Source organism: Variovorax sp. P2_H12, from assembly GCF_056403395.1.
On the sequence record NZ_JBFUFO010000022.1, the window covers coordinates 166,761 to 192,384 of the forward strand.

Annotated in this window: 21 protein-coding genes; 10 read left to right on the forward strand and 11 right to left on the reverse strand. The window is 67.9% G+C overall.

Translation table 11 applies throughout. The features are described 5' to 3' along the window. Positions 1-113: 113 nt before the first annotated feature. A complete protein-coding gene (argH, locus tag AC1DYK_RS17505) occupies positions 114-1,511 on the reverse strand; it encodes an argininosuccinate lyase (protein WP_478157344.1) in 1,398 nt (465 codons plus the stop codon). A 24-nt stretch (positions 1,512-1,535) separates the two neighbouring features. Here argH and AC1DYK_RS17510 point away from each other — a divergent pair, with 24 nt between their 5' ends. The 3 genes from AC1DYK_RS17510 to AC1DYK_RS17520 are packed head-to-tail and all read left to right on the forward strand — an operon-like array spanning position 1,536 to position 4,563. Continuing rightward, complete coding sequence (locus AC1DYK_RS17510) at positions 1,536-2,651, forward strand: sensor histidine kinase (protein ID WP_478167470.1); 1,116 nt, start codon at positions 1,536-1,538, stop codon at positions 2,649-2,651. Positions 2,652-2,653: 2 nt separating this feature from the next. Then, entirely contained in the window at positions 2,654-3,400 is a 747-nt protein-coding gene (locus tag AC1DYK_RS17515; RefSeq protein WP_478167471.1) for a LytR/AlgR family response regulator transcription factor, read from the forward strand. Beyond that, positions 3,397-4,563 carry an AI-2E family transporter gene (locus tag AC1DYK_RS17520; RefSeq protein WP_478167472.1) on the forward strand — a complete coding sequence of 389 codons (1,167 nt, stop codon included), beginning with the start codon at positions 3,397-3,399 and terminating at the stop codon, positions 4,561-4,563. The genes AC1DYK_RS17515 and AC1DYK_RS17520 overlap by 4 nt, the downstream gene beginning before the upstream one ends. A gap of 41 nt (positions 4,564-4,604) precedes the next feature. On the opposite strand, the gene ppc is transcribed toward AC1DYK_RS17520, so the two are convergent. Continuing rightward, positions 4,605-7,451 (reverse strand): phosphoenolpyruvate carboxylase, encoded by a 2,847-nt coding sequence (gene ppc, locus AC1DYK_RS17525; RefSeq protein WP_478167473.1) that lies wholly within the window; start codon positions 7,449-7,451, stop codon positions 4,605-4,607. Between the two features lie 95 nt (positions 7,452-7,546). Between ppc and hemC the strand changes: the two genes are divergently transcribed. The 7 genes from hemC (at position 7,547) to AC1DYK_RS17560 (ending at position 15,699) form a co-directional block, all read left to right on the forward strand. Continuing rightward, entirely contained in the window at positions 7,547-8,440 is an 894-nt protein-coding gene (hemC, locus tag AC1DYK_RS17530; RefSeq protein ID WP_478091718.1) for a hydroxymethylbilane synthase, read from the forward strand. Positions 8,441-8,459: 19 nt separating this feature from the next. Beyond that, the gene (locus AC1DYK_RS17535; protein ID WP_478167474.1) at positions 8,460-9,218 is read left to right on the forward strand and encodes a uroporphyrinogen-III synthase; all 759 of its coding nucleotides are present in this window, start codon (positions 8,460-8,462) and stop codon (positions 9,216-9,218) included. Further along, positions 9,215-10,294 (forward strand): uroporphyrinogen-III C-methyltransferase, encoded by a 1,080-nt coding sequence (locus AC1DYK_RS17540; protein ID WP_478167475.1) that lies wholly within the window; start codon positions 9,215-9,217, stop codon positions 10,292-10,294. The genes AC1DYK_RS17535 and AC1DYK_RS17540 overlap by 4 nt, the downstream gene beginning before the upstream one ends. A gap of 17 nt (positions 10,295-10,311) precedes the next feature. Next, positions 10,312-11,595, forward strand: coding sequence for a heme biosynthesis HemY N-terminal domain-containing protein (locus AC1DYK_RS17545; RefSeq protein WP_478167476.1), 1,284 nt, complete (start codon positions 10,312-10,314; stop codon positions 11,593-11,595). Positions 11,596-11,798: 203 nt separating this feature from the next. After that, entirely contained in the window at positions 11,799-12,992 is a 1,194-nt protein-coding gene (locus AC1DYK_RS17550) for a polysaccharide biosynthesis/export family protein (protein ID WP_478167477.1), read from the forward strand. Positions 12,993-13,009: 17 nt separating this feature from the next. Further along, positions 13,010-13,450 carry a low molecular weight protein-tyrosine-phosphatase gene (locus AC1DYK_RS17555; protein WP_478167532.1) on the forward strand — a complete coding sequence of 147 codons (441 nt, stop codon included), beginning with the start codon at positions 13,010-13,012 and terminating at the stop codon, positions 13,448-13,450. Further along, a complete protein-coding gene (locus AC1DYK_RS17560; protein WP_478167478.1) occupies positions 13,447-15,699 on the forward strand; it encodes a polysaccharide biosynthesis tyrosine autokinase in 2,253 nt (750 codons plus the stop codon). Before AC1DYK_RS17555 ends, AC1DYK_RS17560 begins: the two co-directional genes overlap by 4 nt. A 129-nt stretch (positions 15,700-15,828) precedes the next feature. Here AC1DYK_RS17560 and AC1DYK_RS17565 read toward each other — a convergent pair whose 3' ends face one another. From AC1DYK_RS17565 to AC1DYK_RS17605, 9 genes are read right to left on the reverse strand one after another with little or no spacing between them, the layout of a single operon-like run. Next, positions 15,829-17,052, reverse strand: coding sequence for a WcaI family glycosyltransferase (locus AC1DYK_RS17565; protein ID WP_478167479.1), 1,224 nt, complete (start codon positions 17,050-17,052; stop codon positions 15,829-15,831). After that, the gene (locus tag AC1DYK_RS17570) at positions 17,049-18,272 is read right to left on the reverse strand and encodes a glycosyltransferase (RefSeq protein ID WP_478167480.1); all 1,224 of its coding nucleotides are present in this window, start codon (positions 18,270-18,272) and stop codon (positions 17,049-17,051) included. The genes AC1DYK_RS17565 and AC1DYK_RS17570 overlap by 4 nt, the downstream gene beginning before the upstream one ends. Then, the gene (locus tag AC1DYK_RS17575; RefSeq protein ID WP_478167481.1) at positions 18,269-19,612 is read right to left on the reverse strand and encodes a hypothetical protein; all 1,344 of its coding nucleotides are present in this window, start codon (positions 19,610-19,612) and stop codon (positions 18,269-18,271) included. Before AC1DYK_RS17575 ends, AC1DYK_RS17570 begins: the two co-directional genes overlap by 4 nt. Then, entirely contained in the window at positions 19,609-20,793 is a 1,185-nt protein-coding gene (locus tag AC1DYK_RS17580) for a glycosyltransferase (RefSeq protein WP_478167482.1), read from the reverse strand. The genes AC1DYK_RS17575 and AC1DYK_RS17580 overlap by 4 nt, the downstream gene beginning before the upstream one ends. Continuing rightward, the gene (locus AC1DYK_RS17585; protein WP_478167483.1) at positions 20,790-21,443 is read right to left on the reverse strand and encodes an acyltransferase; all 654 of its coding nucleotides are present in this window, start codon (positions 21,441-21,443) and stop codon (positions 20,790-20,792) included. Before AC1DYK_RS17585 ends, AC1DYK_RS17580 begins: the two co-directional genes overlap by 4 nt. Next, on the reverse strand, positions 21,440-22,408 hold the full coding sequence (locus AC1DYK_RS17590) for a hypothetical protein (RefSeq protein ID WP_478167484.1): 969 nt from the start codon (positions 22,406-22,408) through the stop codon (positions 21,440-21,442). The genes AC1DYK_RS17585 and AC1DYK_RS17590 overlap by 4 nt, the downstream gene beginning before the upstream one ends. Before the next feature lie 25 nt (positions 22,409-22,433). Then, a complete protein-coding gene (gene fcl / locus AC1DYK_RS17595) occupies positions 22,434-23,399 on the reverse strand; it encodes a GDP-L-fucose synthase (RefSeq protein ID WP_478167485.1) in 966 nt (321 codons plus the stop codon). A gap of 31 nt (positions 23,400-23,430) precedes the next feature. Next, positions 23,431-24,867 carry a mannose-1-phosphate guanylyltransferase/mannose-6-phosphate isomerase gene (locus AC1DYK_RS17600; protein ID WP_478167486.1) on the reverse strand — a complete coding sequence of 479 codons (1,437 nt, stop codon included), beginning with the start codon at positions 24,865-24,867 and terminating at the stop codon, positions 23,431-23,433. Beyond that, positions 24,864-25,586 (reverse strand): sugar transferase, encoded by a 723-nt coding sequence (locus tag AC1DYK_RS17605; protein ID WP_478167487.1) that lies wholly within the window; start codon positions 25,584-25,586, stop codon positions 24,864-24,866. The genes AC1DYK_RS17600 and AC1DYK_RS17605 overlap by 4 nt, the downstream gene beginning before the upstream one ends. Positions 25,587-25,624: the final 38 nt, after the last annotated feature.

Below are 25,624 nucleotides of genomic sequence, written 5' to 3' on the forward strand. Positions count from 1 at the left end.
ACTACATTCTTACATTTAGGAACACAACGGACGGTCGATGCCTTTCGTCCATGGGCCTATTGCCGCAGAACTTCACATTTCTCGGCCGTGAAGTCGACCAAGCACCGTGAGTTTCAGGCCAGCCTGGCCTGGTGCCGGGCGATCTGCCGGCGCACCTGCGCCGGCGCGGTGCCGCCGAGGATGTCGCGGGCGTTCAGCGAGCCGCGCAGGCTCAGCACGCCATAGACGTCCTTCTCGATCTTCGGGTTGAAGGTCTGCAGCACGGCCAGCGGCAGCTCCGACAGGTCGACCTGGTGCGAGATCGCCGCCTTGACCGCGTGGGCCACGGTTTCGTGCGCGTCGCGAAAGGGCAGGCCCTTCTTGACCAGGTAGTCGGCCAGGTCGGTGGCGGTGGCATAGCCGCGCAGGGCGGCGCGCTCCATCGCCTCCGGCTTCACCGTGATGCCGCCGACCATCTCGGCGAAGATCCGCAGCGTGTCCTTGAGCGTGTCGACGGTGTCGAACAGCGGCTCCTTGTCTTCCTGGTTGTCCTTGTTGTAGGCCAGCGGCTGGCCCTTCATCAGCGTGATCAGGGCCATCAGGTGGCCGACCACGCGGCCGGTCTTGCCGCGGGCGAGCTCGGGCACATCCGGGTTCTTCTTCTGCGGCATGATCGAGCTGCCCGTGCAGAAGCGGTCGGCGATGTCGATGAAGCCGAACGATTGGCTCATCCACAGCACCAGCTCCTCGCTCAGGCGGCTGATGTGCACCATGGCGAGCGAGGCGGCGGCCGTGAATTCGATCGCGAAATCGCGGTCGCTGACTGCGTCCAGGCTGTTCTGGCAGACCTCGTCCATCCCCAGCGCGCGGGCGACGGCCTCGCGGTCCAGCGGGTAGCTGGTGCCGGCCAGCGCCGCGGCGCCCAGCGGCAGCCGGTTCACCCGGCGGCGCACGTCGGCCATGCGCTCGCCGTCGCGCGCGAACATCTCCACGTAAGCCAGCATGTGGTGGCCGAAGCTCACCGGCTGGGCCACCTGCAGGTGGGTGAAGCCCGGCAGGATCACCTCGACGTTCTTCTCGGCCAGCGCCAGCAGCGACTTCTGCAGGTCGGTCAGCAGGCCGCCGATCAGGTCGATCTCGCCGCGCAGCCACAGGCGCACGTCGGTGGCCACCTGGTCGTTGCGGCTGCGGCCGGTGTGCAGCCGCTTGCCGGCATCGCCCACCAGCTGCGTGAGCCGGGCCTCGATGTTCAGGTGCACGTCCTCGAGGTCGAGCTTCCAGTCGAAGGCGCCCGATTCGATTTCCTCGCGAATCTGCTTCATCCCACCCTGGATGGCGGCGTGGTCCTGCGCGCCGATGATCCCCTGGGCTGCGAGCATCCCGGCATGCGCCAGCGAACCTTCGATGTCAGCCTGCCACAGCCGCTTGTCGAAGAACACGCTGGCCGTGTAGCGTTTCACGAGGTCGCTCATCGGTTCGGAGAACAGGGCGGACCAGGCTTCGGATTTCTTGTCGAGTTGGTTTTGGGTCATGGGAACCGATCAGGGGAGGCAATAATGGGTTTGACACCCATTGTTTCTGCGATGCGCAACCCGTCGATTTTATCGGCCCCCCTTTCGGCGKCGCCGGCGACGCCTTCAACTTCGCCCTTGCAGCGCAGGGGGCGGGTGTCGGCGCGTCCCGGCAGGCCGCTGTTCGACGCCTGCCAGATCGGTGTCGTGCTGCGCGCCGTGCTGTTCGTCGAAGTGGTGGTCGCGGTGGCCACGATGTTCCTGGCGCCGACGCTGTCCGAATGGCTGCTGCTGGCCGCAACCGTCACCGGCGGGGCCTTGCCCGCCACGCTGGTCTGGCTGCTGGCCACCTGTGGGCTGAAGCGGCTGCTGGCACGGCTGCCGGACCCGGCGCAGTACGCAACGGGGGCCCTGCTCGGTGCGCTGTCGGCCCTTTATGGCTGCGGCCTGCTGCGGCTGACCGGCGTGGTCGGCGCGGCGCCCTGGCTGGCCAGCGCCCTGGCTGGCGTCCTGTTTTCGGGGCTGATGATGGCGGCGCTGGTGCTGCGGGCGCGCGGCCAGACCCCGGCGGCCACCACGGCGCGGCTCGAGGAACTGCAGTCGCGCATCCGGCCGCACTTCCTGTTCAACACCCTCAACAGCGCGATCGCCCTGGTGCGCCAGGAGCCGGCCAAGGCCGAGGCCATGCTGGAAGACCTGAGCGAGCTGTTCCGCCAGGCGCTGGCCGATCCGGGCGAATCGGTCACGTTGGCGGACGAGATCGCGCTGGCCGAGCGCTATCTGGCGATCGAGCAGGTGCGCTTCGGCGACCGGCTGCGGATTCGCTGGGACATCGATCCGGCCGCCGACGACGCCCGATTGCCACCCCTCCTGCTGCAGCCGCTGGTGGAGAATGCGGTCAAGCACGGCGTGGAGCCGAGCCCGGACGGCGCCCGCCTGCGTATCCGAACCGAGCGTCGCGGTGGCATGGTGTTGATCGAGGTGGTCAACAGCCTGCCGCCGCTGCGCTGGGCCGATGCGCCGCTGCCCCGCGGCCATGGCATCGCGCTGGCGAATGTGCGCGACCGCCTGCGGCTGCTGCACGACATGCAGGCGCAGTTCAGCGCCGGCATGGACGAGAAGAGCTACCGCGTACGCATCGCCATTCCTGCCGAGTCATGAGCATGAATCCTCTTCGCACCCTGATCGTCGACGATGAAGCGCTGGCGCGTTCGCGCCTGCGCGCCCTGCTGGCCGACTGCCGTTCGCCGGCCGCGGAGGTGGTGGCCGAGGCGGCGCACGGCGAGGGCGCCCTCAAGCAGCTCGCCAACGCGCGCTACGACCTGGTGCTGCTGGACGTCCACATGCCCGGCCTCGACGGCCTCGAACTGGCCCGCAGGCTGCGCCATCACGAGGCTGCGCCGGCCGTGGTGTTCGTCACCGCCTATGCGGCCCACGCGGTCACGGCCTTCGAACTCGAGGCGGTCGACTACCTGACCAAGCCGGTGCGGGCCGAACGGCTTCAGCAGGCCCTGCAGAAGGCGGAGCGCTATCTGAGGGAGCGGCGCGTGCCGGTCCCGGAACCGCAGGACGCGCTGCTGATCCAGGACCGCGGCCGCACCGAGAGGGTCCCGCTGTCGGAGGTCCTCTATCTGAAGTCCGAGCTCAAGTACCTCACGGTGCGCACCGCATCGCGCAGCCACATCTTCGACGGCTCCCTGGCCGAGCTGGAGGAACGTTATCCGGCGAAGTTCGTCCGGGTGCACCGCAACGCGCTGGTGGCGCGCTCGGCCATTCGCGCCCTCGAGAAATACGACGACGGCGAGGACGCCGAAGGCTGGGCGCTGCGGCTCGACGGCATCCCCGAGCCGGTGGTGGTGTCGCGCCGCCAGCTGTCGACCGTGCGCGAAGCGCTCAAGGACGCACGGTGAACGATGTGGTCGAGCCGGGGGCAGATGCCGCGGTCGAGCCGCCGCAGGAGCCCGAGCGCATGCTGCTGCACATGCCGGTCGACGTCCGCAGCGCGTCGCTGCTGGTGTTGGCGGTGCTGGCCAGCGTGTTCGCGCTGCGCTGGGCGGCGGCGGTCTTCATCCCGCTCATGGTGAGCCTGATGCTGACCTATGCGCTGGCGCCGCTGGTCGATCGTCTCGAACGCTGGAAGATCTCGCGCTGGGTCGGCGCGGCCGTGATCCTGCTCGGCATCGGCGGTGCCTTCGGCTGGACCGGCTATTCGCTCGCCGGCAGCGCCTCCGAGCTGGTCGATTCGCTGCCGGTGGCGGCGCAGAAGCTGCGCCTTGCGATGCGCACCAGCAGCCGCACCGCCGACACCAACACCCTCGACACGGTGCAGAAGGCTGCGGCGCAGCTCGAGCAGGCGGCCGAGGAGAATTCGGCCAAGGTGGCGGCGCGCAAGGGCGTGGCGCGGGTGATGATCGAGCGGCCCCCGTTCAACGTCCGCGACTACCTGTGGAGCGGTACGGTGGGGCTGATCGCCGCCGCTGGCCAGCTCACGCTGGTGGCCTTCCTGACCTTCTTCGCGCTGGGCTCGGGCGACACCTTTCGCCGCAAGCTGGTCAAGATCACGGGGCCCAGCTTGGAGAAGAAAAAGATCACGGTGCATGTGCTCGACGACATCACGGTGCATATCGAGCGCTACCTGCTGGTGCAGATTCTCACCAGCGCGCTGGTCGGCATCGCGACCGGCCTCGCGTTCTGGGGCATCGGGCTCGAGAACGCGGCCGTGTGGGGCATCGTGGCGGCGGTGACCAACCTGATCCCGTACATCGGCTCGCTGATCGTGATGGCGGCCGCGGCGCTGGTGGCCTTCCTGCAATTCAACGGCGTCGAGATGGCCCTGCTGGTGGGCGGTACTTCACTGCTGATCCATACCCTGGTCGGCAGCCTGCTGGTGCCCGTCCTCACGAGCAAGAGCAGCCGCATGAATCCGGTCGCGGTCTTCGTCGGCGTGATCTTCTGGGGCTGGCTGTGGGGAATCTGGGGCCTGCTGCTGGGCATTCCGATCACGATGGTCGTGAAGGCGGTCTGCGACCACGTGGAAGACCTGCAGTCGATCGGGGAGTTGCTGGGGGACTGATCCGATGGGCCGGCCCCCCGCGCCGCGGCCCCATCGGGCCGCTAGCCGGTGTTGCGCAACCCAGCCGCCACCCCGTTGATCGACATGTGGATGCCCTTTTGCAGCCGCTCGTCGACCTGCCCCGCACGGTAGCGGCGCATCAGTTCGACCTGCAGGTGGTGCAGCGGGTCGATGTAGGGGAAGCGATGCCGGATCGAACGCTGCATGTCGGCGTTGCCCTCCAGGCGCTGCTTCGCGCCGGTGATCAGCGTCAACGCCTCGGAGGTGCGGTGCCATTCCGCTTCGATCATCGAGAACACCTTCTGCCGCAGCTTCTTCTCGGCCACCAGCTCCGAGTAGCGCGAGGCCAGCGCCAGGTCGCTCTTGGCCAGCACCATGTCCATGTTCGACAGCAGTGTGCGGAAGAACGGCCACTGGGCGTACATGCGCTGCAGCAGCGCCTGGCGCTCCTTGCGTGCGGCCGGGTTGGCGGCTTGCGCGAGGAAACGCTCGATCGCCGAGCCGAAGCCGTACCAGCCCGGCAGCGTCAGGCGGCACTGGCCCCAGCTGAAGCTCCAGGGCACGGCGCGCAGGTCCTCGATGCTGCGGCTCGGGTTGCGCGAAGCCGGGCGCGAGCCGATGTTGAGTTCGGCGATCTCCCGGATCGGCGTGGCGCTGAAGAAGTAGTCGCCGAAGCCCGGCGTCTCGTAGACCAGCGCGCGGTAGGCCGCCATGCTGGCCTCGGACAACTCGGCCGCTGCGGCGACGAAGGTGGCGGGTGCCGCCTTGGCGGTCGGCAGCAGCGTGGCCTCGAGCGTCGCGGCCACCAGCGTCTCGAGGTTGCGCCGGCCGATCTCGCTGTTGGCATACTTGGAGCCGATCACCTCGCCCTGCTCGGTCAGGCGGATCTGGCCGCGCACGGTGCCCGGCGGCTGCGCCAGGATCGCCTGGTAGCTCGGACCGCCGCCGCGGCCCACGGTGCCGCCGCGGCCATGGAACATGCGCAGCCGGATCGGCGCTCCGCCGTCGGCATTGAGGTCGTCGAACAGCGCCACCAGCGCCAGCCCGGCGCGGTACAGCTCCCAGTTGCTGGTGAAGATGCCGCCGTCCTTGTTGCTGTCGCTGTAGCCCAGCATCACGTCCTGCTCGGCGCCAGAGCGCTGCACCAGCGCGTGGATGCCGGGCAGCGCATAGAAGGCGCGCACGATCGGCGCCGCGTTGCGCAAGTCCTCGATGGTCTCGAACAGCGGCACCACGATCAGGTCGCAGGTCGCGTTGTTGGCCAAGGTGCCGCGCAGCAGTCCCACTTCCTTCTGCAGCAGCAGCGCTTCGAGCAAGTCGCTCACGGTTTCGGTGTGGCTGATGATGTAGTGGCGGATCGCAGCCGCGCCGAAGCGCGCGCGGGCGGTGCGTGCCGCCGCGAAGATCGCGAGCTCGCTGCGGGCGAGCGCCGAGTAGTCGGCGTCAGGCACGCGCAGGGGCCGGGCGTCGTCGAGCAGGCGCAGCAGCAGTGCCTGCTTGTCCTCTTCCGTCAGCGCCGCGTAGCCGGGCTCGATGCGCGCGGTGGCCAGCAGCTCGGCCACCACCGCCTCGTGCTTGTCGGAGCTCTGGCGCAGGTCGACGGTCGCCAGGTGGAAGCCGAACACTTCCACGGCACGGATCAGCGGATGCAGGCGCGGCGCGGCGAGCACGGTGCCGTGTTCGTCGGCCAGCGACTCCTCGATGGTGTGCAGGTCGGCCAGGAATTCCTCGGCCGTCGCATACGGGTTCTGCGGCGGCACCGCATGGCGCGCGGCCTCGCCGCCGGTCAACTCGCGCAGGGTGGCGGCCAGCCGCGAATAGATCCCGGCCAGGGCCCGGCGATAGGGCTCGTCGACCCGGTGCTCGTTCCTGTCGGGCGAGCGCTCGGCCAGCGCCTGCATCTCGACCGACACGTCCACCAGCGTGGCCGACAGCGACAGCTCGCCGCCCAGGTAGTGGACTTCGGTGAGGTAATGGCGCAGCGCCAGTTCGCTCTGCCGGCGCAGCGCGTACTCCAGCGTTTCGGCGGTCACGTTCGGGTTGCCGTCGCGGTCGCCGCCGATCCACTGGCCCATGCGCAGGAAGGGCGCCACCGAGGGCACGCTGGCGCCGTGGGCCAGCGCCTTCTCGAGATCGGCATAGACCCGCGGGATTTCGCGCAGGAAGGTCGCCTCGTAATAGCTCAGCGCGTTCTCGATCTCGTCGGCCACCGTGAGCTTGGAGAAGCGCAGCAGGCGGGTCTGCCAGAGCTGCGTGACGCGCGTGCGCATCTGGCGCTCGTTGTCCGCGTACTCGAGCGGCGTCAGCGCATCCTTGCCACCGGCGAAGGCGCGCTGCCGCAGCGCGATCTCGTCGCGGGTGGCGAGCAACTGCGCGATGGCCCGCTCGGCGTCCAGGATGCTCTTGCGCTGGACCTCGGTCGGGTGCGCGGTGAGCACCGGCGAGACGTAGCTGTGGGCCAGCGACTCGACCACCGCCTCGGGCTTGATGCCGGCCTTGCGGATGCGCGCCAGCGCGGTCTCCAGGCTGCCCTCGGCGCTGTCGCCGGCGCGGTCGGCCTCGGTGCGGCGGCGGATCTGGTGCCGGTCCTCGGCCAGGTTGGCCAGGTGGCTGAAGTAGGTGAAGGCGCGGATCACGCTCACCGTCTCGGCCGCGCTCAGTCCCTTCAGCAGGTTCTTCAACGCCCGGTCCGCCGCATGGTCGGCATCGCGCCGGAAGGCCACCGACAGGGTGCGGATCTTCTCCACCAGCGCGTAGCTGTCGTCCCCCTCCTGTTCGCGGATCACGTCGCCGAGGATGCGGCCCAGGAGCCGGATGTCGGCGACCAGGGGCAGGTCTTCGTCACGGGTCCGGCGCTTCGCGGCAACCGGTGCGGGGCTCGTCTTCATTCGAAACTTCTCCTCGTGGACTGGGGATATGCCGACGTTGCTGCGGCGCAACATGCTAGCATCCCACGGGTCTCTCTTTCATACGGAAAACGGTCTTGAGCAACATCGTGATCGCCACGCGCGAAAGCCGCCTGGCCATGTGGCAGGCCGAACACGTCCAGGCGCTGCTGCAAGAACAGGGCCACGCGGTGGAACTGCTCGGCATGACCACCCGCGGCGACCAGATCCTCGACCGCTCGCTCAGCAAAGTCGGCGGCAAGGGCCTGTTCGTCAAGGAACTCGAACTCGCGCTCGAGGAAGGGCGCGCCGACATCGCGGTGCATTCGCTCAAGGATGTGCCGATGGACCTGCCCGAGGGTTTCGCGCTGGCCTGCGTACTCGAGCGCGAAGACCCGCGCGACGCGCTGGTGTCGCCGCGCCATGCCTCGCTGGCCGCGCTGCCGCAGGGAGCGGTGGTCGGCACTTCCAGCCTGCGCCGCGTCGTTCTGCTGCGCGCGTTGCGGCCCGATCTGCGCATCGAGCCCCTGCGCGGCAATCTCGACACCCGGCTGCGCAAGCTCGACGAGGGTCAGTACGACGCCATCGTGCTCGCCGCCGCCGGGCTCAAGCGGCTCGGTCTCGAGAGCCGCATCCGCGAGTGCTTCGAGCCCGACACGATGCTGCCCGCCGCCGGGCAGGGTGCGCTCGGCATCGAGGTCCGGTCCGACCGCGCCGACCTGTTCGCGTTGCTCGCGCCCCTGGCGAGCCGCGGCGACGGCCTCGCGACTGCCGCCGAACGGGCCGTCAGCCGCGCCCTCGGCGGCAGCTGTTCGATGCCGCTGGCCGCGCACGCGCGCTGGCAGGCCGACGGCCGCCTGCGCATCGACGCCGCCCTCGGCGATCCCGAAGGCGTGACGCCGCTGGTGCGCGTGCATCGGGTGGCCGATGCGGCCGATGCCGCACAAGCGGCGGCGCTGGGCGAAGCGGTGGCGCGCCTGCTCCGGACATGAAGCGTCGCCAGGCCTGCCCATGCTGTTGATCACACGGCCGGCCAGAGAGGCTGCGCGCTGGGTGGACGACCTGCGTGCGGCGGGGCTGGAGGCGGTTGCGCTGCCATTGATCGCGATCGAGCCGCTCGAAGACCCGACGCAGCTCCACGCCGCCTGGCAGCGCCTTGCTGACTACCACGCGCTGATGTTCGTGAGCGCTGCCGCGGCCGAGCATTTCTTTCGCGGCATCGATGTCCGCGTGCCCGCGCAGCTGCGTTTCTGGGCCACCGGCCCCGGCACCACCCGCGGGCTGCGTGAGGCCGGGGTGCCGGCATCGGCGATCGACGCGCCGTCCGCCGATGCGGCGCAGTTCGATTCCGAAAACCTGTGGGCTCTGGCCCGGACGCAGGTGGGTCCGGGCGTGCGGATCCTGATCGTGCGGGGCGGCGACGCCGCGGGACGGGCCACGGGGCGCGACTGGCTGGCCCGCGAAATCGCGGCCGCCGGCGGCGCCTGCGATGCGGTGGCGGCCTATCGGCGGCTGCCGCCGCCCTTCGGCGAGGCCGAGCGCAGGCTGGCCCTCGATGGCGCCAGCGGTGCCGCGACCTGGCTCTTCAGCAGCTCGGAGGCGATCGCCAACCTGCGCCGGCTCCTGCCCGCTGTCGGCTGGCGGTCGGCACGCGCGCTCGTCACGCACGAGCGCATTGCGGACGCCGCGCGCGACGCGGGCTTCGGCCGCGTGCAGGTGTCGCGGCCTTCGCTGCCGGCGCTGGTGGCGTCGATAGAATCCTTCGCATGAGCGACGCTCCCGTCTTCAACGAGCCCGTGCCGGAACCCGCGCTGCGCGCGCCGATGCCGACCCCTTTGCAGGCCGGCCATCCGGCCGCGGTGGCGCTGCTTTCGCGGCTGGCGTTCGGCCTGTTCGCGATCGTCGCCGTGGTCGCGCTGCTGATCGCGCTGGCGCTCTGGCAGAAGGTCAGCGGCATGCAGGAACAACTCGCCCGCCAGAGCGCCGACGCCTTGGCCCAGTCGCTGGAGGCGCGGACCCTGGCGCGCCAGGCGCAAGAAGTCGTGCGCGACACCGCGGCCCGGCTGGCACTGGCCGAAACCCGGGTCGGCGAGGTCGCACTGCAACGCTCCCAGCTCGAAGAACTGATGCAGAGCCTGTCGCGCTCGCGCGACGAGAACCTGGTGATCGACATCGAGGCCGCCGTGCGGCTGGCGCTGCAGCAGGCGCAAGTCACCGGCAATGTGCAGCCGCTGCTGGCCGCGCTCAAGGCCGGCGATCTGCGCATTGCGCGCGCGGCGCAGCCGCGCCTGGCGCCGCTGCAGCGCGCCATGCAGCACGACGCCGACCGCCTTCGCAGCAGCGCCAGCATCGACAACAGCGATGCACTGCAGAAGCTCGACGAACTCATGCGCGGCGTGGACGACCTGCCGGCGCTCAACGCCGTGGCGCTGCGTCGCGGCGGGTCGGACGCCTTGCAGGCCGAACCGCTGCCGGCCGATGCGCCCTGGTGGCAGCGTTTCCTGCTGATGGTGCGCACCGAGGCCCGCTCGCTGCTGCGCGTCGGGCGCATCGAGCGGCCCGAGGCGGTGCTGCTGACACCCGAGCAGACCTTCTTCTTGCGCGAAAACCTCAAGCTCAAGCTGCTCAATGCCCGATTGGCCCTGCTGTCGAGGCAGGTCGATACGGCGCGCGGCGAGATGGCGACCGTCTCGGCGGCGATCAACCGCTATTTCGATCCGGCCTCGCGTCGGGTCCAGGCCGCGGCCACGCTGGTGCAGCAGGTGCAGGCTCAAATCCGCACCAGCGAGCCGCCACGCGTCGACGAAACCCTGGCCGCGCTCGCCACGGCCGCCGCCGGGCGTTAAGGCAGGCTCGAAAAGCCATGCGCGCCGTCCTCTGGTTCCTCGCCCTGTTCGGCATCGCCGCCGCGGTGGCGCTGTTCGCCGGCAACAACCAGGGCACGATCACCGTCTTCTGGCCGCCCTGGCGGGTCGACCTCTCGCTGAACCTCGTGCTGCTGCTGCTGTTCGCCGCCTTCGTGCTGCTGCACCTCGCACTGCGCGGCCTGGCGGCGCTGTTTTCGCTGCCCAAGCAGGCGCGCCAATGGCGGCTGCAGCAGAAGGAGCGTGCGCTGCATACGGCACTGCTCGATGCCGCGGCGCAACTGCTGGCCGGCCGTTTCTCGCGCGCGCGCAAGGCGGCCCAGGCGGCGCTGGCGCAGGAAAGAACGCTGGCCGCGCTCGATGCCCGCCTGCCGCAGGCTTTGCAGGTGCGGGTGCTGGCGCATCTGCTGGCGGCCGAGAGCGCGCAATCGCTGCAGGACCGCCCGGCACGCGACGCCCACCTGCAGCAGGCGCTCAACGAGAGTGCCGAGCGCGGCGTGCTGGTCACGCCCGAGACGCGCGAAGGCGTTCAGCTGCGCGCCGCCCGCTGGGCGCTCGACGATCGAGACGCGCCGGCGGCCCTGGCGCGGCTCGAGGAACTGCCGCAGGGCGCCCAGCGGCGTACGCTGGCACTGCGGCTGCGCTTGAAGGCGGCAAGGCAGGATCGGCGCACGCTCGAGGCTCTAGAGACTGCCCGGCTGCTGGCCAAGCACAGGGCTTTCTCGGATGCCGCGGCGCAGAGCATCGTGCGCGGGCTGGCCAGCGAGCTGCTGTCGGGTGCCCACGATCCTTCCCAGCTGCTGCGCGCCTGGGGCGAACTCGAGACCTGGGAGCGCGAGATGCCCGAGGTCGCGATCCATGCGGCCCAGCGCATGGTGGCGCTGCGCGGCGATCTTGCTTTGGCGCGCGCCTGGCTGCTGCCGGCCTGGGAGCGCATGGTCGAGCATCCGCAAAGCCTGGGTGAAGCCTTGCGCGTGAAGCTGGTCCGTGCGCTGGAAGCGGGTCTCGATTCGGTCGATGCCGACTGGCTGTCGCGGATCGAGGCGGCGCAGCGGAACAATCCACGCGATGCCAATCTGCAGTACCTGGCGGGCATGGCCTGCATGAAGCGCCAGCTGTGGGGCAAGGCGCAACAGTTGCTCACACAAGCTGGCCTGGGGTTACAGGATGCGAACCTGCACCGGCGGGCCTGGCAAGCGCTGGCGCAGCTGGCCGAGGCGCGCGATGACGCTGACCAGGCGTCGGCTGCCTGGAAGCGCGCAGCACAGACGGAAAATCCGTAGCCTGCACCGCTGCGTGCGGCTTTGATGCTATTGAATCAATAGCGCGGGCAGCGAAAAACCTGCCGCTTCGGGCCTCATTCGAGTCGGAAAATTCCTGGAATCGTGCGATTTCCACGCCGGATCAGAAAAATTTCCTCTGACTAAAGTTCTACGCCAAGAAAGCATTTGAGTCGTCCCCGCTCCTGATGTACAGTCGTAACTGTTTGCAAAAGTATTCATTTCGGGGTCACCATGCGGAGCTGCACTTGAAGCATTTTTTACTACATGCCGTGCTGCTGGTTTCGGCGGGCGTGCTGGTACAGGGCTGCGCGCCACTGGCGCCGGGCTTCCGTTCTGCCAGCAACGATGCCGAGCGAGCTGTGTCGCCGGCCGGTTTTTCGACCTCAGAGATCGATCCGCCGCCGGCGGGCGCGTTGACCGAGATCACTCCTGCCCTGATTGGGGCGCATCGCGCGGCCACCCGTCAGACCAAGCTCAGCGCCGAAGTGATGGGTTTGCTGGGCCCGACGGAGCCCTACCGGATCGGTCCCGGCGATGTGGTGGGCATCGTGGTGTTCGACCATCCCGAGATGGTGTTCAGCTCCGTTCCCGCGACCACGGTGGCCGACCCCGCCAGCGTTTCTCCCGCGCCCGGCTACATCGTCTCGAACACTGGCCAGTTGAGTTTTCCGTACATCGGGGCGCTCAAGGTGGCGGGGATGACCATTCAGGAAATGGAGCAGGCGGTGGTGAAGCGCCTGGCGCGCGTGTTCAAGGACCCGCAGATCAGCGTCCGGGTCGAGGCCTTCCGCAGCAAGCGCGCCTACATGGACGGCGAGATCCGTTCACCCGGACTGATCTTGTTCACGGACATTCCGATGACCTTGGCGGAAGCGATCAACCGCGCGGGCGGCTTGACGCCGAACGGCGACCGTTCTTCGCTCGAGTTGACGCGCGACGGCAAGACGATCCCCATCGACCTGATGGCGATGGCCGATGCCGGGATCAATCCCAGCCGCCTCCCGCTGCGCCCGGGCGACATGATCTATGTGCGCGGCCGCGAGGAGCGCAAGGTCACGGTGATGGGTGAGGTGACGCAGCAGACCGGGGTGCTGATGCGCAATGGCCGGCTGAGCCTGAACGACGCCCTGACCGAAGTGGGCGGCGTCAACCTGACGACCGCCAATCCGCGCCAGATCTACGTGATCCGCAACGAGGCCCAAGGCCAGTCGATCTTCCATCTGGACGGCCGCACGCCCACCGCGATTGCGATGGCGAATGGCTTCGCGCTGCAGCCCAAGGACGTGGTGTATGTCGACCCGGTGCCGCTGGTGCAGTGGAACCGTGTGCTGAACCTGATCTTGCCGACGGCCACGACGGCGAGTTCCTACCAGACGCTCACCGTCACCGGCCGCTGACCGAGCCGACCGTGACTATCCAGAACATCCTCGTCGTGTGCATCGGAAACATCTGCCGCAGCCCGATGGCCGAAGGCTTGCTCGCCGCGGCCTTGCCGGAGGCGCAGGTCGCGTCCGTCGGCCTCGGCGCCCTGGTGGGTGAGCCCGCGGATGCCATGGCCCGCGAACTGATGCAGGAGCGCGGCATCCCCATCGAGGGCCACCGCGCGCGGCAGATCAACTCCGAGGTGTGCCAGCGCGCCGACCTGATCCTCGTGATGGACGGCGAGCAGCGCCGCGAGATCGAGGAGCGCTATCTATTTGCCTCCGGCAAGGTATTTCGTCTCTGTGAGTTCAGCGATCAGGACGTGCCGGACCCCTACCGGGCCGGGCGCGCCTCTTTCGAGCGGTCGCTGACGCTCATTGAAGACGGCACCCAGCAATGGGTCAAACGCATTTCAAGAGTATCCAGCCGATGAATTCCTCTCTCATTCCCAAACCCACTCCAAGTTCCTTCGGCACGGCGGACGAGGAGGACTTCGACGTCGGGCACTACCTCGAGGTGCTCGTTGCGAACAAGTGGCTGATCGCCTTCGTGACCTTGGTCGTGTTCCTTGGCGGCGTGGTGTATGCGTTCCTCGAACGGCCGGTCTACGAGTCCAACCTGGTGATCCAGGTGGAGAGCCCGGACACCGGCGGCAAGGGCGTTCTCAGCGACGTCGGCGGACTGTTCGACGCCAAGACGCCGGGCAGCGCCGAAATGGAAATCATCCGCTCGCGCATGATCGCCGGCAAGGTCGTGGATGCGATCAAGCTCGACGTCGTGGCCGGCCCGCGCTATGTGCCCTATATCGGGGGCTGGCTGGCGCGCAGGGCGAGCGATCTGTCGGAGCCGGGCTTCCTGGGTTTCGGCGGCTATGTGTCGGGCACGGAGAAGATCGACGTGACGCAGTTCGATGTGCCGAAGTCGATGGAGGGGACGTCCTTCGAGGTGACGGCCAAGGGCGACGGTCAGTACACGCTGTCGGCCTCCTCGCTGCCTGAGCCTCTGACCGGCACGGTCGGCACCCTCTTGAAGGCGCAGACCCCCGCCGGGCCACTCGCGCTCATGGTGGGCACGCTGTCCGGCAAGCCGGGCGCCGAGTTCAACCTGCGGCGTCTGCCCAAGCTGCCGACCACCCTCGCGCTTCAGTCCGGCCTCATCCTGAGCGAACGGGGCAAGTTGTCGGGCATCATCAATGTCGCGTTGCAGGACATCGATCCCAACCGGGTGCAACGGGTGCTGAACGCCGTGGGTGATCAGTACGTCCAGCAGAACGTCGAGCGCAAGGCGGCGGAAGCGCAGAAGACGCTGGCGTTCCTCGACGTCCAGTTGCCGCTGTTCAAGCGTCAGATGGAGGCCGCCGAAGAGGTCTACAACCGCTATCGCAACCAGAAGGGAACGGTGGCGTTCTCCGAAGAGGCGACGCTGATCCTGGGTCAGGCTGTCGACCGCCAGAGCAAGCTGCTGGAGGCCCAACAGCGCCGGCGCGAACTCGAAGCGCGCTTCACCGCCAATCATCCGCTGGTCCAGACGCTGGATTCCCAGATCGCGGCGTTGAAGACCGACATGGTCGCGATCCAGGCGCGGATCAAGGGGCTGCCCGCGATCCAGCAGGAAGCGGTGCGCATGGAGCGCGATGTCAAGGTGAACACCGAGCTCTACCAGTCGCTGCTCAACAATGCGCTGCAGCTTCGCCTGGTGAAGGAAGGCAAGGTCGGCAACGTCCGTGTGCTCGACGACGCCGTGCTGCCCATGTTCCCCATCAAGCCGAACCGGACGGTCATCATGGCTGCGGCCCTGGCCCTGGGCCTGTTCCTCGGCATCTGCGCGGCGTTCCTGCGCAATGCCTTCGTGGAGCAGCGCATCCGCGATCCGCACGAGGTCGAGGCCGACATCGGCCTGCCGGTGTTCTCGACCATTCCGCTGAGTCCGGCACAGGATGCCATCGCGAAGCGGCGCTTGAGCGGCGCCACCGGCGTGCGTCTGCTGACGATCGAGAAGACCGACGACCCCGCCGTCGAGAGCTTGCGCAGCCTGCGCACCGCGATGCAGTTCGCCATGCTGGAGTCGCCGAACAACCGCGTGTTGATCACCGGGCCCACGCCGGGCGTCGGCAAGAGCTTCGTGGCCGCCAATTTCGCCGCGCTGATGGCAGCCGCCGGCAAGCGGACCCTGTTGATCGATGCCGATCTGCGGCGCGGCCACACGCACCAGTATTTCGGCCTGCAGCGTCACGGCGGCCTGTCGGAATTGATCGCCGGCAGCTTGACGGTGCAGCAGACCGTGCACCGCCAGGTGGTTCCCAGCCTGGACTTCCTGGCCACCGGGCAGTTGCCGCCGAATCCGGCCGAACTGCTGATCTCGGACTCGTTCAAGTCGATCCTCGAACGTTTGTCCGACCAGTACGACCTGGTGGTCGTCGACGCGCCCCCGGTGCTGGTCGCCGCCGACACGAGCACGGTGGCCGCGCACGTGGGCACCGTGCTGCTGGTGGCACGCGCCGAGCAGTCCACGATGGGTGAGCTGAAGGAAAGCACACGGCGTCTCGCGATGGGCGGCAAGGCGGCCACCGGCGTCCTGCTCAACGGCATGAACGTGCGCCGCAGGGGCTATGCGCCCTACAAGTACGGCCGCTACCGCTACACCAACTACAACTACGAGAGCATCCTGCCCGAAGAGCAGTAGCTGTTGCTCGCCCCCAGGTTGCCCGGCACTGCGTGTCCGGGCGCCCACCCCCTACCGGGGGCAACACCGGCGGACTGGTGAAGCCAGATCCGCGGTGTTTTGCGAACAAGGCCGGGCTTCGCCGGCCTTTCAGCTTTTCAGGCAGGACTGGAGGTCGCGTTCGAACTGGGCGAGGACGGCGTCGCGGTCGAAGTGGGCTTCGGCGAAGGCGCGGGCGCGCAGGCCGAGTTCCGCGCGCAAAGCGGGTTGCGAGGCCAGCTGGAGCACCGCATCGGCGAAGGCGCGGGCGTTGTCCGGGGGGACGGCCAGGCCGCACTGGGCGGTCACCTTGCCGAGCTCCGTTTCGGCTCTCGCGCCGGCGACCACGGGCCGGCCGCTGCTGAGCATGCCGGTGAGCTTGGAAGGCATCACGAGGTCGGCGGCGTCCGCGCGCTGCGGCAGCAGATGGATGTCGGCGAGGCCGAGCAGATCGCCCAGGCGCTCGACCGGCTGCAGGTCGAGGAAGCGCACGTTCTGGAGCTTCTCGCAGCGCTGCATCAACTCGGCGCGGCCGGCGCCGTTGCCGCAGAACACGAACTCGAGGTCGGGCTGGTGCTGCAGCATGTCGGCCATCTCGGCCAGCAGTTCCAGACCCTGCTTGGCGCCCATGTTGCCCGAGTAGAGTGCCACGACGGCATCGGGCCGGATGCCCAGTTCCGCCCGATAGGGACTCGCCGTCCGCAGGGGCTGCACGGCCGACACGTCGGCCCAGTTCGGCAGCGAGATCAGCCGTGCGTCTTCCGTGCCTTTGCGGGTCGCCCGCTCCAGCATGCGCAGGGAGATCGTCGAGATGCGGTCGAACCGGCGCATCAGGCCGCGCTCGACCGAGGCAACGAACGATCGCACGCCGGCGCCCTTGAGCAGGCCGAGCTCGAAGGCGGCATCCACCTCGTAGTCCTGGATGTGCAGCCATGCCTTCGCCGAACGCAGGCGCGCGAAGGCCAGCGCCGCCGGGGAACAGAACAGCGGCGGTTCGGTCACCCACACGACGTCGGGTTTCCAGCGCCATTGGGCGAGCAGCGTGGGAATACTCGAAAGCGCGAAGCTGGCCAGGTGAACCAGCCGCTTCAGTCCCGTCACTTTGCGAGGTACCCACAGCGGCGCGCGAAAGACGGTGGCGCCATGCCACTCCTCGCGGGCGTAGCGTGAGCCCTTGTAGCCGGGCCAGACCGCCCAATCCGGGTAGTAGGGCGGCGCCGTCACCACCCGCACTTCATGCCCCCTGGCCGTGAGCCAGGCGACCATCTCTCCCGTGTATTTGCCGATGCCGGTCAGTTCCGGCGCGAAATTGATTCCGTAGACAAGAAGTTTCATTGACCCTCGGGCAGCGTTCCGGCGCCGGTGCGGCGCGGTCTGGGCGGTGTCGAGGCGGCGCCCGGCCCGGGAGAATGTTCGCCGATGATCCGGACCAGCGTTTGCGCGACCTGCCCGACCTGGAAACGATGCCGGAACGAGCGCCGCGCCGCGACGCGCATGGCCGTCACCTGCGCCGGCGTCAGCGCCAGCCAGCGTTGCAGGGTGTCGATCGTGCCGGCCAGCGTGTCCGGGGCCACCAGGCCTGCGCCGTCCTGCTCGATCTCGCGCCAGATGTTCACCTTGTTGCTGATCAGCACGGGCTTGCTGCAGGCCAGCGCCTCCACCACCGCGATGCCGAAGTTCTCCTGGTGCGATGGGAGGCAGAACACATCCGCCGCGTGGAAGGCACCCCATTTGAGGTCGCCCAGCAGCATCCCGGTCCAGGTGATGCGCCCCGAAATGCCGTGCTCCGCGGCACGTTTCTTGAGCTGCTGCACCAGCCCCTCGTCGCCGGGCCCGGCCATGACCAGATGCAGCTCGGGTGCATCGGCGGCGACGCGGGCGAATGCGTCGACCAGGAGGTCGCCGCCTTTCTTCTCGTGGATGCGTCCGAGATAGAGCAGCGATCGCTTGCCCCGAAGCTCGGGAAAGCGGGTCAGGAAGCCCTCGGTGAGGGCCGCCGCATCCGCAGGCGGCTCGGAGGTGCCGTACGAGCCGACGACTTCCCGGGCGCGGTAGAGCCAGAAGGATTGGCGCGCCAACAGGCGCTCTTCCTCGCAGGTGAAGATCACTGCAGCGGCGTCACGCAGCACGCGGTACTCGGCCCAGGGCCAATACAGCCATTTCTTCAGGTGCTTGAGCGGATAGCGCCGCTTGAACCACGGGTCGAGCATGCCGTGGGTGTAGACGAAATAGGGCGTGGTCGACGCACGCAACGCACGCCAGGCGGCGAAGCCGGCGTATTGCCAAAGACCGTTCACGATCACCGCGTCGTAGCCGGCCGCGTGCTCGCGCAGCCACGTCGCGGCGTTCGCGTTGTACATGTAGCTGGTGCGCGACGGCCCCACCGCGTGGAGCGGCGCCGGGCATTCGCGAACCCAGGCCGAAGCCGGATCGTCCAGCGACAGCAGTTCGCTCTCGTGGCCGAGCGCGACCAGGGCCTCATGGATTCGAAGCACGCCTTCGATCGGTCCGCCTCCGCGAGGATCGACCGAGGGAATCAGATGGAGCAGTCTCACGCCGATGGATTGCGAGGGGGAAAGAACTCGGCCGTGGGATGCCGGAATACGAGCAGGCCGAACGCCAGCATGATGCCCAGCAGGCCGTGGGCCGAGAGTTGGCCGATCGCCGACCAGGTGAGGATGGCGAGCGAGACGACCAACCACAGCAGGATCGGATAGACCGAGTGCAGCCGAAAGGACAGCTTCAAGCTCTTGCTGATGCCGGCGACGACGACAGCCAATTTGAAAGCGGAGAACACGTAGCCGATCAGGCCGCCTTCGAGCAGGATCCGGCTGGCCTCGACTTCGGCCAGCGCGAAGACGTCGGTGCCGCCGCTGCGCGTATAGGTCGCGAGGTTGGAGCCCAGGCCGATGCCGGAGCCGAGCCAGGTGAACTGGTCGAAGGCGAAGGGCTGGCCGATGAAGATGATCAGCACGCGGCCCCAGAAGCCCTCGACCTCGGAGGCCTCCTGGAAGCGCTGCTCGGTGATCTGGATCGCACCGCTGAAGGCAAAGAGCAGCACCGCGAGCAGCACGAGTCCGGCGACGACGCCCACGGCGGCCCGGACCTTGGCCTTGCCCCGCGCCAGCCAGAACCGGCCGACGAAGTAGCCTGCAACCATCAAGCCAGACAGGGTGACGGCGGTGCGCGAGCCGCTCACCATGCTCGAGACGACGAAGGCGCCGAACAGCGCCATTGCGAACAGAGTCTGCCACCTGGCCCGCTTGCGCGCCCCGGCAAACGCGAACACCAGCGGCGTCATGAGCGCCAGGTAGGTGGTGTAGCCGGCGGTGAAACTGAAAGTTCCGGTGGTCCGGACGACATCGGCGATCACCAGGAAAACGCCGGTCTCGTCGCCATCGACCTGGCTGTTGATGCGCGCGCCCGGCGGCGAATAGTGCTGCAGCACGACCAGCGGTGTCATCAGCAGCAAGGTCCAGGCGGCCACCCGCGCCGCGGTCCGATAGTCGGCTTCGTTCATGGCGGCGGCAGCGGCCACGCCGAACCATATGTACAACAGCCAGAAGCGCAGCCCGATCAGCAGCACGGTGGGCGAACTCTCTCCGGCGACCAGTTGCAGCAGGCCCCAGGCCACGACCAGGCAGGACCACACAAGCAGTGTCTGGGTGATGCCCTTGTGCCGTTGCAGCGCGCCATTGCGCAGGGCATAGGCGACCACATAGATCGCCAGCAGGTCGCGCACCAGGAGCAGCGGCAGCGTGGCCGCCGAGCTCACCCATTTCCGCACGGCGCCTTCCAGCACGATGATCAGGAACACCGCGATGAAGGTTTTGCCGGCACGGGTCAGCGTCGACTTGCGCGCCGGTGCATGGGAATGGGAGGCCACCGTACTCATTGAACAAATTCCTCGAACAACTCTCCGGCGCGGCTTCGGTAGCTCGCCCACGAGAACGCATCTCCCGACCGGCGCGCCATGGCCCGCGCGGCATGCAGCTGCTCCGGGCTGCGAGCCAGTTGCCGCAGCAGCGAATGCAGCGGCTCCAACTCCGGCTCCACGATCCAGCCGCTGCCTGGAAAGGCCTCGATCATCGCCTTGGCGCCGGTATTCGTCGAGACCACGGCCGGCGTTCCGCAAGCCATCGCCTCGGCGACCACCATCCCGAACGAATCGAAGCGCGAGGGCAGCAGCAGGCAGTCGGCACGCGCGAGGATCGAGAACAACTTGCCTTGCGGCACGCTCGGGGTGTGGCGGGTATGGGGCGTGGCAAGCACGGCGCGCAGCAACTCGGCGTCGGCGACGCCGCCGACGAACTCCAGCTCGTAGTCGATGCCCTCGGCATGCAGCCGTCGGAAGGCGGCGACGATGCTGTCGATCGACTTGAGCCGGCTCAGCGCGCCGGCGAAGACGAAGCGCGGCGGACCGTCGTGGGCCTGCCACGCCGGCACGTCGGGCGGCAACTCGGCACCGAGCATCATGGACCGGATCCTGTCGGCCGGCACGCCGTTGTCCGTGTAGCTTTCCGCAGCCAGCGGAGAGCATGTCAGGATCAGGTCGGCCAACCGGATCTCCTCGTCCTTGCGGCGATTGATCTCGGGCGTGTAAGGCGTATCGACGGCGTCCAGCAGCCGGGCGGCCGTCCGGTGGTGGAAGGCGGCGGCGTCCAGCACGCAGCGCGCCCCGACCGCCTTGGCTGCCTGGAACGTGTGATAGGCCGCGTTTTCGTAGGCGACGACGACTTTCGGCCTGAACTGTCGTATCTGCTGCGCGGCCCAGTGGTCGTACCAGTGGAAAACACGGTGCACGATGTCCGAACCCGGAACGCCGAGCCTGACGATCGAGCCCGACATCCTCAAAGCGAGCTGGAAGCGGGCCGGATGGCGCCGCAGCGAGCGGGGGATCTCGACCTTGCGGACCTTCTCGCGATAGCCGGCGGGCAGCCACCACGGCGGCGCTTCGCCGTCGGCCACGACCGGCACGCCGGACCAGAACGACTTCAGCAGCGAACGCTCATGCAGCGCAAGGGCGAGCTGGTGCGAGTGCTGCAGCCCGGGGTGCGTGACCAGCACCATGTTCATGGCCGCGGCTCTAGGCCGTGCATGGGCGGATTCGCCGGACTCGCCGGATCGGCGCGACGGCCGATCCACGCCTCGAACGGCGGCAGCAGGGCCACCGGGTCGTAGCAGAGGTCGGCGGGACGCGCGTTCAGGCGAACGACGGCCGGATTGCCGGTGGCGACCGCCAGCGGCGGCACGTCCTTCGCGACCACCGCGCCCGCGCCCACGACCGCGCCGTAGCCGATCGTGACACCCGGCAGGATGGTCGCGCCGACCGCGATCCAGGCGTAGTCCTCGATGCGCACCGGCTTCTTGAAGGATCGCCAGCCCGGGTCCCCGACATGGTGACTCGCCGTGAGAATGCTGACCCGGTCGTTGATCACGACGCGTGAGCCGATGTGGACCTGGTCGAGCGCGACGATCTCCGAAGACCCCGAAATGAAGCTGTGCTCGCCGACGCTCAGGTTGGCGGCCGCGCCCTTGAGTTCGAATCGATCGAGGATCGACAGTTCGCCCACCTGCGCCCCGCGGACGCGAAAGCTGCGCCTCGCCAGAATGATCTTGAGCAGCGCGCGGGAATGCAGCGCCCGCTTGGCCCATACGACAAACCAGCGCCGGGACCCCGGCGCCGGCCGTTCGCGTGACATCCACAGGAAGCGGATGTCGCTCATCTGCGAACCTCGCTGCTCATCGTTCTCAAGGCGGCAACATGTGCTTGCACGCAATGCGGCTCATACCAGCTGTGCGCCTGGCGGCCGACAGTGCGCGCATCGATGTCTTCGAGCGCCGCGAAGCCGGCCACGTAGTTGACGTTGGCGACCAGCCCATCATGCGGCCGGTAGTCGTTCCAGAGCAGGATCGGGCAGACGCCGTGGGCGCTGTAGGCGGCGAGCACTCCGCTCTTCGACGCGTAGTCGGTGGGATAGGAGAGGGCGCCGTAGCTGGCACCGGACAGGGCCTGGCTCACCTCCTGCGCCGCCAGTTTCCCGTGCACCACGGCCTTTTCGCGGACCAGGCGCTGCGCGAGCGAAGCCTCCTGCAGCGGCGGACCGATGTCATGGATGACCAGGCCCCTTCGTCGCGCACAGTCGAACACCTCGCCGCCGGCCCATTGGTAGACGTTGGCACGCACGCCGGGGCCGCCGAAGACGACCAGATGCGGTGCCCGGTCGGTGTCGATCGACGCCGGCTCTCCCACATTCGAAAAAACGGGCAGCACGCGGTGCGGCGTGGCGTCGCGCCGAGCCAGGAGCCAGCGGCCGGACTCCTCCCGGTTGGTCAGCCAGAAATCCGAAAGGTCGAGCAGTTCCCGGGCGATCCGCTTCTGCCAGGCGCCGAGCCAGAACGCGGAGCCCCAGGGCGGGCTGGAGGCGAACAGTTCATGGAACACCACGCCGAACGCCTGGAAGCGTGTGCGCAGGCTGCGCATGTGCTCGACCAGCCAGAGTGGCACGCCGCGCTTCTGGAAGCCGTAGCCGCTGAAGTGCAGCAGCAGGCAGTCACCCGAAAGGGACGAAATGTCGGTCGTCTGGGTCATTTCCACGGGCGGCGACTGGAGGGCATTCCCGATCACGGTCGCATAGTCCCGAACGCCGCCGGAGCCCGGCGGAACGAGGGAAAGGAAGGATGCGCGCATGGTTGGAACTGCCCCTACAGCGCTCTCAGACCACCAGCACTTCGCCGCAGAAGTCTTCGTAGGCACTCGCAATACCGTCACGCAACGCCACATCCGGCTTCCATCCGAGCTGGCGGATACGCGAAATGTCGAGCAGCTTGCGCGGCGTGCCGTCGGGCTTGCTGGTGTCGTAGTGAATGCTGCCCCGGTAGCCGACCACCTCGCTCACCATCTGCGCGAGTTCGGCGATCGACAGGTCCTCGCCGGTGCCGACATTGATGTGGCTGGCCATGACGTCGGTCTGGGCGGCGTAGGCCTCCTGCGGCAGGTCCATGACATGGACGCAGGCGCGCGCCATGTCGTCGACGTAGAGGAATTCGCGCTTGGGCGAGCCGGTGCCCCAAATCACGACGGCCGGCGCATCGCAGGCCTTCGCCTCGTGGAAGCGCCGGATCATCGCCGGCAGCACATGGCTGTTCTCGGGATGGTAGTTGTCGCCCGGTCCATAGAGGTTGGTCGGCATCACGCTGCGGAAGTCGCAGCCGTACTGGCGGTTGTAGCTCTCGCACAGCTTGATGCCGGCAATCTTGGCGACCGCATAGGGCTCGTTGGTCGGTTCCAGCTTGCCGGTCAGCAGCGCGTCCTCCGACATCGGCTGGGCTGCCATGCGTGGATAGATGCAGCTCGAGCCGAGAAACAGCAGTCTCTCCACGCCGGTGCGCCAGGATTCGTGGATCAGGTTGGCCTCGACCATCAGGTTCGAATAGATGAACTCGGCCGGATAGCTGTTGTTGGCGTGGATGCCGCCCACCTTGGCGGCGGCGACGTAGACCTGCTGGGGCCTTTCCTCGGCGAAAAACTTGCGCACCTGGGCCTGGTCCGTCAGATCGAGCTCCGAATGGCTCCTGGTGATGATGTGGGTGTAGCCCCGCCCCGTCAGGCAACGCACGATGGCGCTTCCCACCATGCCGCGATGCCCGGCCACGAAGATCCGCTTCTGAAAATCGGTCATTGAAATATCGTCTGATCGCGCGGTTGAAGGTTCAAGCGAGCTTTTTTTCGCTGTCGATGGCCGGCGGCGCGACCTCGTCGAAGCGCACGATGTCGTCCTCGCCAAGGTATCCGCCGGTCTGGACTTCGATCACTTCGAGCGTGGTCTTGCCGGCGTTTTCCAGCCGGTAGATCGCACCTACCGGAATGTAGATCGATTCGTTTTCCTTGACGAGTTGCACCCTGTCGTCGCACACGACACGCGCCGTGCCCATCACCACCACCCAGTGCTCGGCGCGATGGTGGTGCATGCGCAGCGCCAGCCGCGCACCCGGCTTGACCGTCAGCCGCTTGACGGCAAAGCGCTCGCCATCGTCGATGCTGTCGTAGGCGCCCCAGGGCCGCGGAATGCGGCGGTGACGCGTGGCCTGGCTGTGGCCTTGCCGGGTCAGCAGGGCGACCACGTCCTTGACCTGCTCGACACAATCGTTCTGCACCACCAGAAGGGCGTCAGGGGTGTCCACCACCAGCAGGTCCTTGGTGCCCAGCGCCACGACGGGCCGATTGGGCGCGTAGACGAAGGTGTTGCTCGCATTCATCGCGAAACCCTGGCCGCTGATCCGGTTGCCGTTGGCGTCGATGTCATGAAGATCGGCCACCGCATTCCAGCTGCCGACATCGCTCCAGCGGCCCTGGAAGGGAACCACGGCGACGCGGTCGCATTTCTCGAGCACCGCGTAGTCGATGCTCTGGCTACGGCAATGACCGAAGGCCGTGCTGTCCATGCGCAGGAAATCGCCGTCCTCTTCGATGACCGCCGTGGCGAGCCTGCAGCACTCGAGGATATCGGGCGCATGCGCCTGCAGCGCCGCGGTCAGGACCTTGGCCTGAACCAGCAGAATCCCGGCATTCCAAAGATTGCCGCCTTCGAGCAGCAGTTGCTCGGCGCGGCTCGCCTCCGGTTTTTCGATGAAGGCCGCCACCGCATGGCCGGCGTCGTCGCCCCATGCCGCATCCAGCTTTTCGCCCTGGCGGATGTAGCCATAGGCGGTGCTGGGAAACGCGGGCTCGACGCCGTAAGTCACGAGGTATCCCGCGAGCGCGGCAGGAACGCCTTTGCGGATCGTCGCGACGAAAAGATCCGTATCCGGAATGTGGTGATCGGCGGGCGCGAACAGAAGCAGCTGCTCCGGATCGGCCAGCAGCGCCACCGCCGCCATCGCGGCCGCCGTGTTGCGCGCCATCGGCTCGAGCAATTGCTTGCCCTTGACCTTGGCCGCATCGATGCCTTCCTGGACCAGGAAGCGGTGCTCCTCCGAGGCGACGCAGGTCACCTCGGGGTTGAGCAGTCGAAGGCGCTCCAGAGTCAGCAGCAGCAGGCTCTTGCTGCCGATCAGCGGCACGAACTGTTTCGGCAGTGTCTTGCGCGACAACGGCCAGAGCCGGGTGCCGCTGCCACCGCACAGAACGACCGGCTGGATCTGTGTCACCTCGAACCCTCGCCGGTGATCACGGCGCGAACGGTCCTCAGCAGGATCTTGATGTCGAGCCACAAGGACCAGTTGCTGACGTACTCCACGTCGAGTTCGACCCGGCGGGCGTAGGAGAGTCGATTGCGCCCGCTGACCTGCCACAGGCCGGTGATCCCGGGGCGCATCGCGCAGTAGTGCTCCCAGCCCCTGCCGTACAGGCTGCGCTGGCGCTCCATGCAGGGGCGCGGGCCGACCAGGCTCATGTCGCCCTTGAGGACGTTCCAGAACTGCGGCAACTCGTCCAGACTGAGCTTGCGGATGAACTGGCCGATCGGCGTAATGCGGGGGTCCTTTTCCAGCTTCTGGAAGGTGTTCCATTCGGTGCGCGCCATGTCGCTGCGACTCAGGAACTCGTCCAGCACGTCGTCCGAGTTGCGCACCATCGAGCGGAACTTGTAGAAACGGAAGCGCCGGCCGCTCTCGCCGAGCCGGGTCTGCCAGAAATGAACCGGGCGTCCCATGCTGATGAGCACACCCAAGGCAACCAGCAGATAGAGCGGGCCGAAGACTGCGAAGAAGAAGAGGGCCCCGACGATGTCGAGGGAGCGTTTCACGATGCGCTCGAAGAGCGACAGGCGGCGCGGCCGCGCCTGAACGGGTGCTGCGGACGGGCCGCCGCCGTCCGGGGAAAAGCGTCGGACGACGTTGCCGCTGGCGGTCGAATCGGAACGAAACATCTGAAATCCCCCCGTGTCGGGTGCTGCCTCAAACTTTA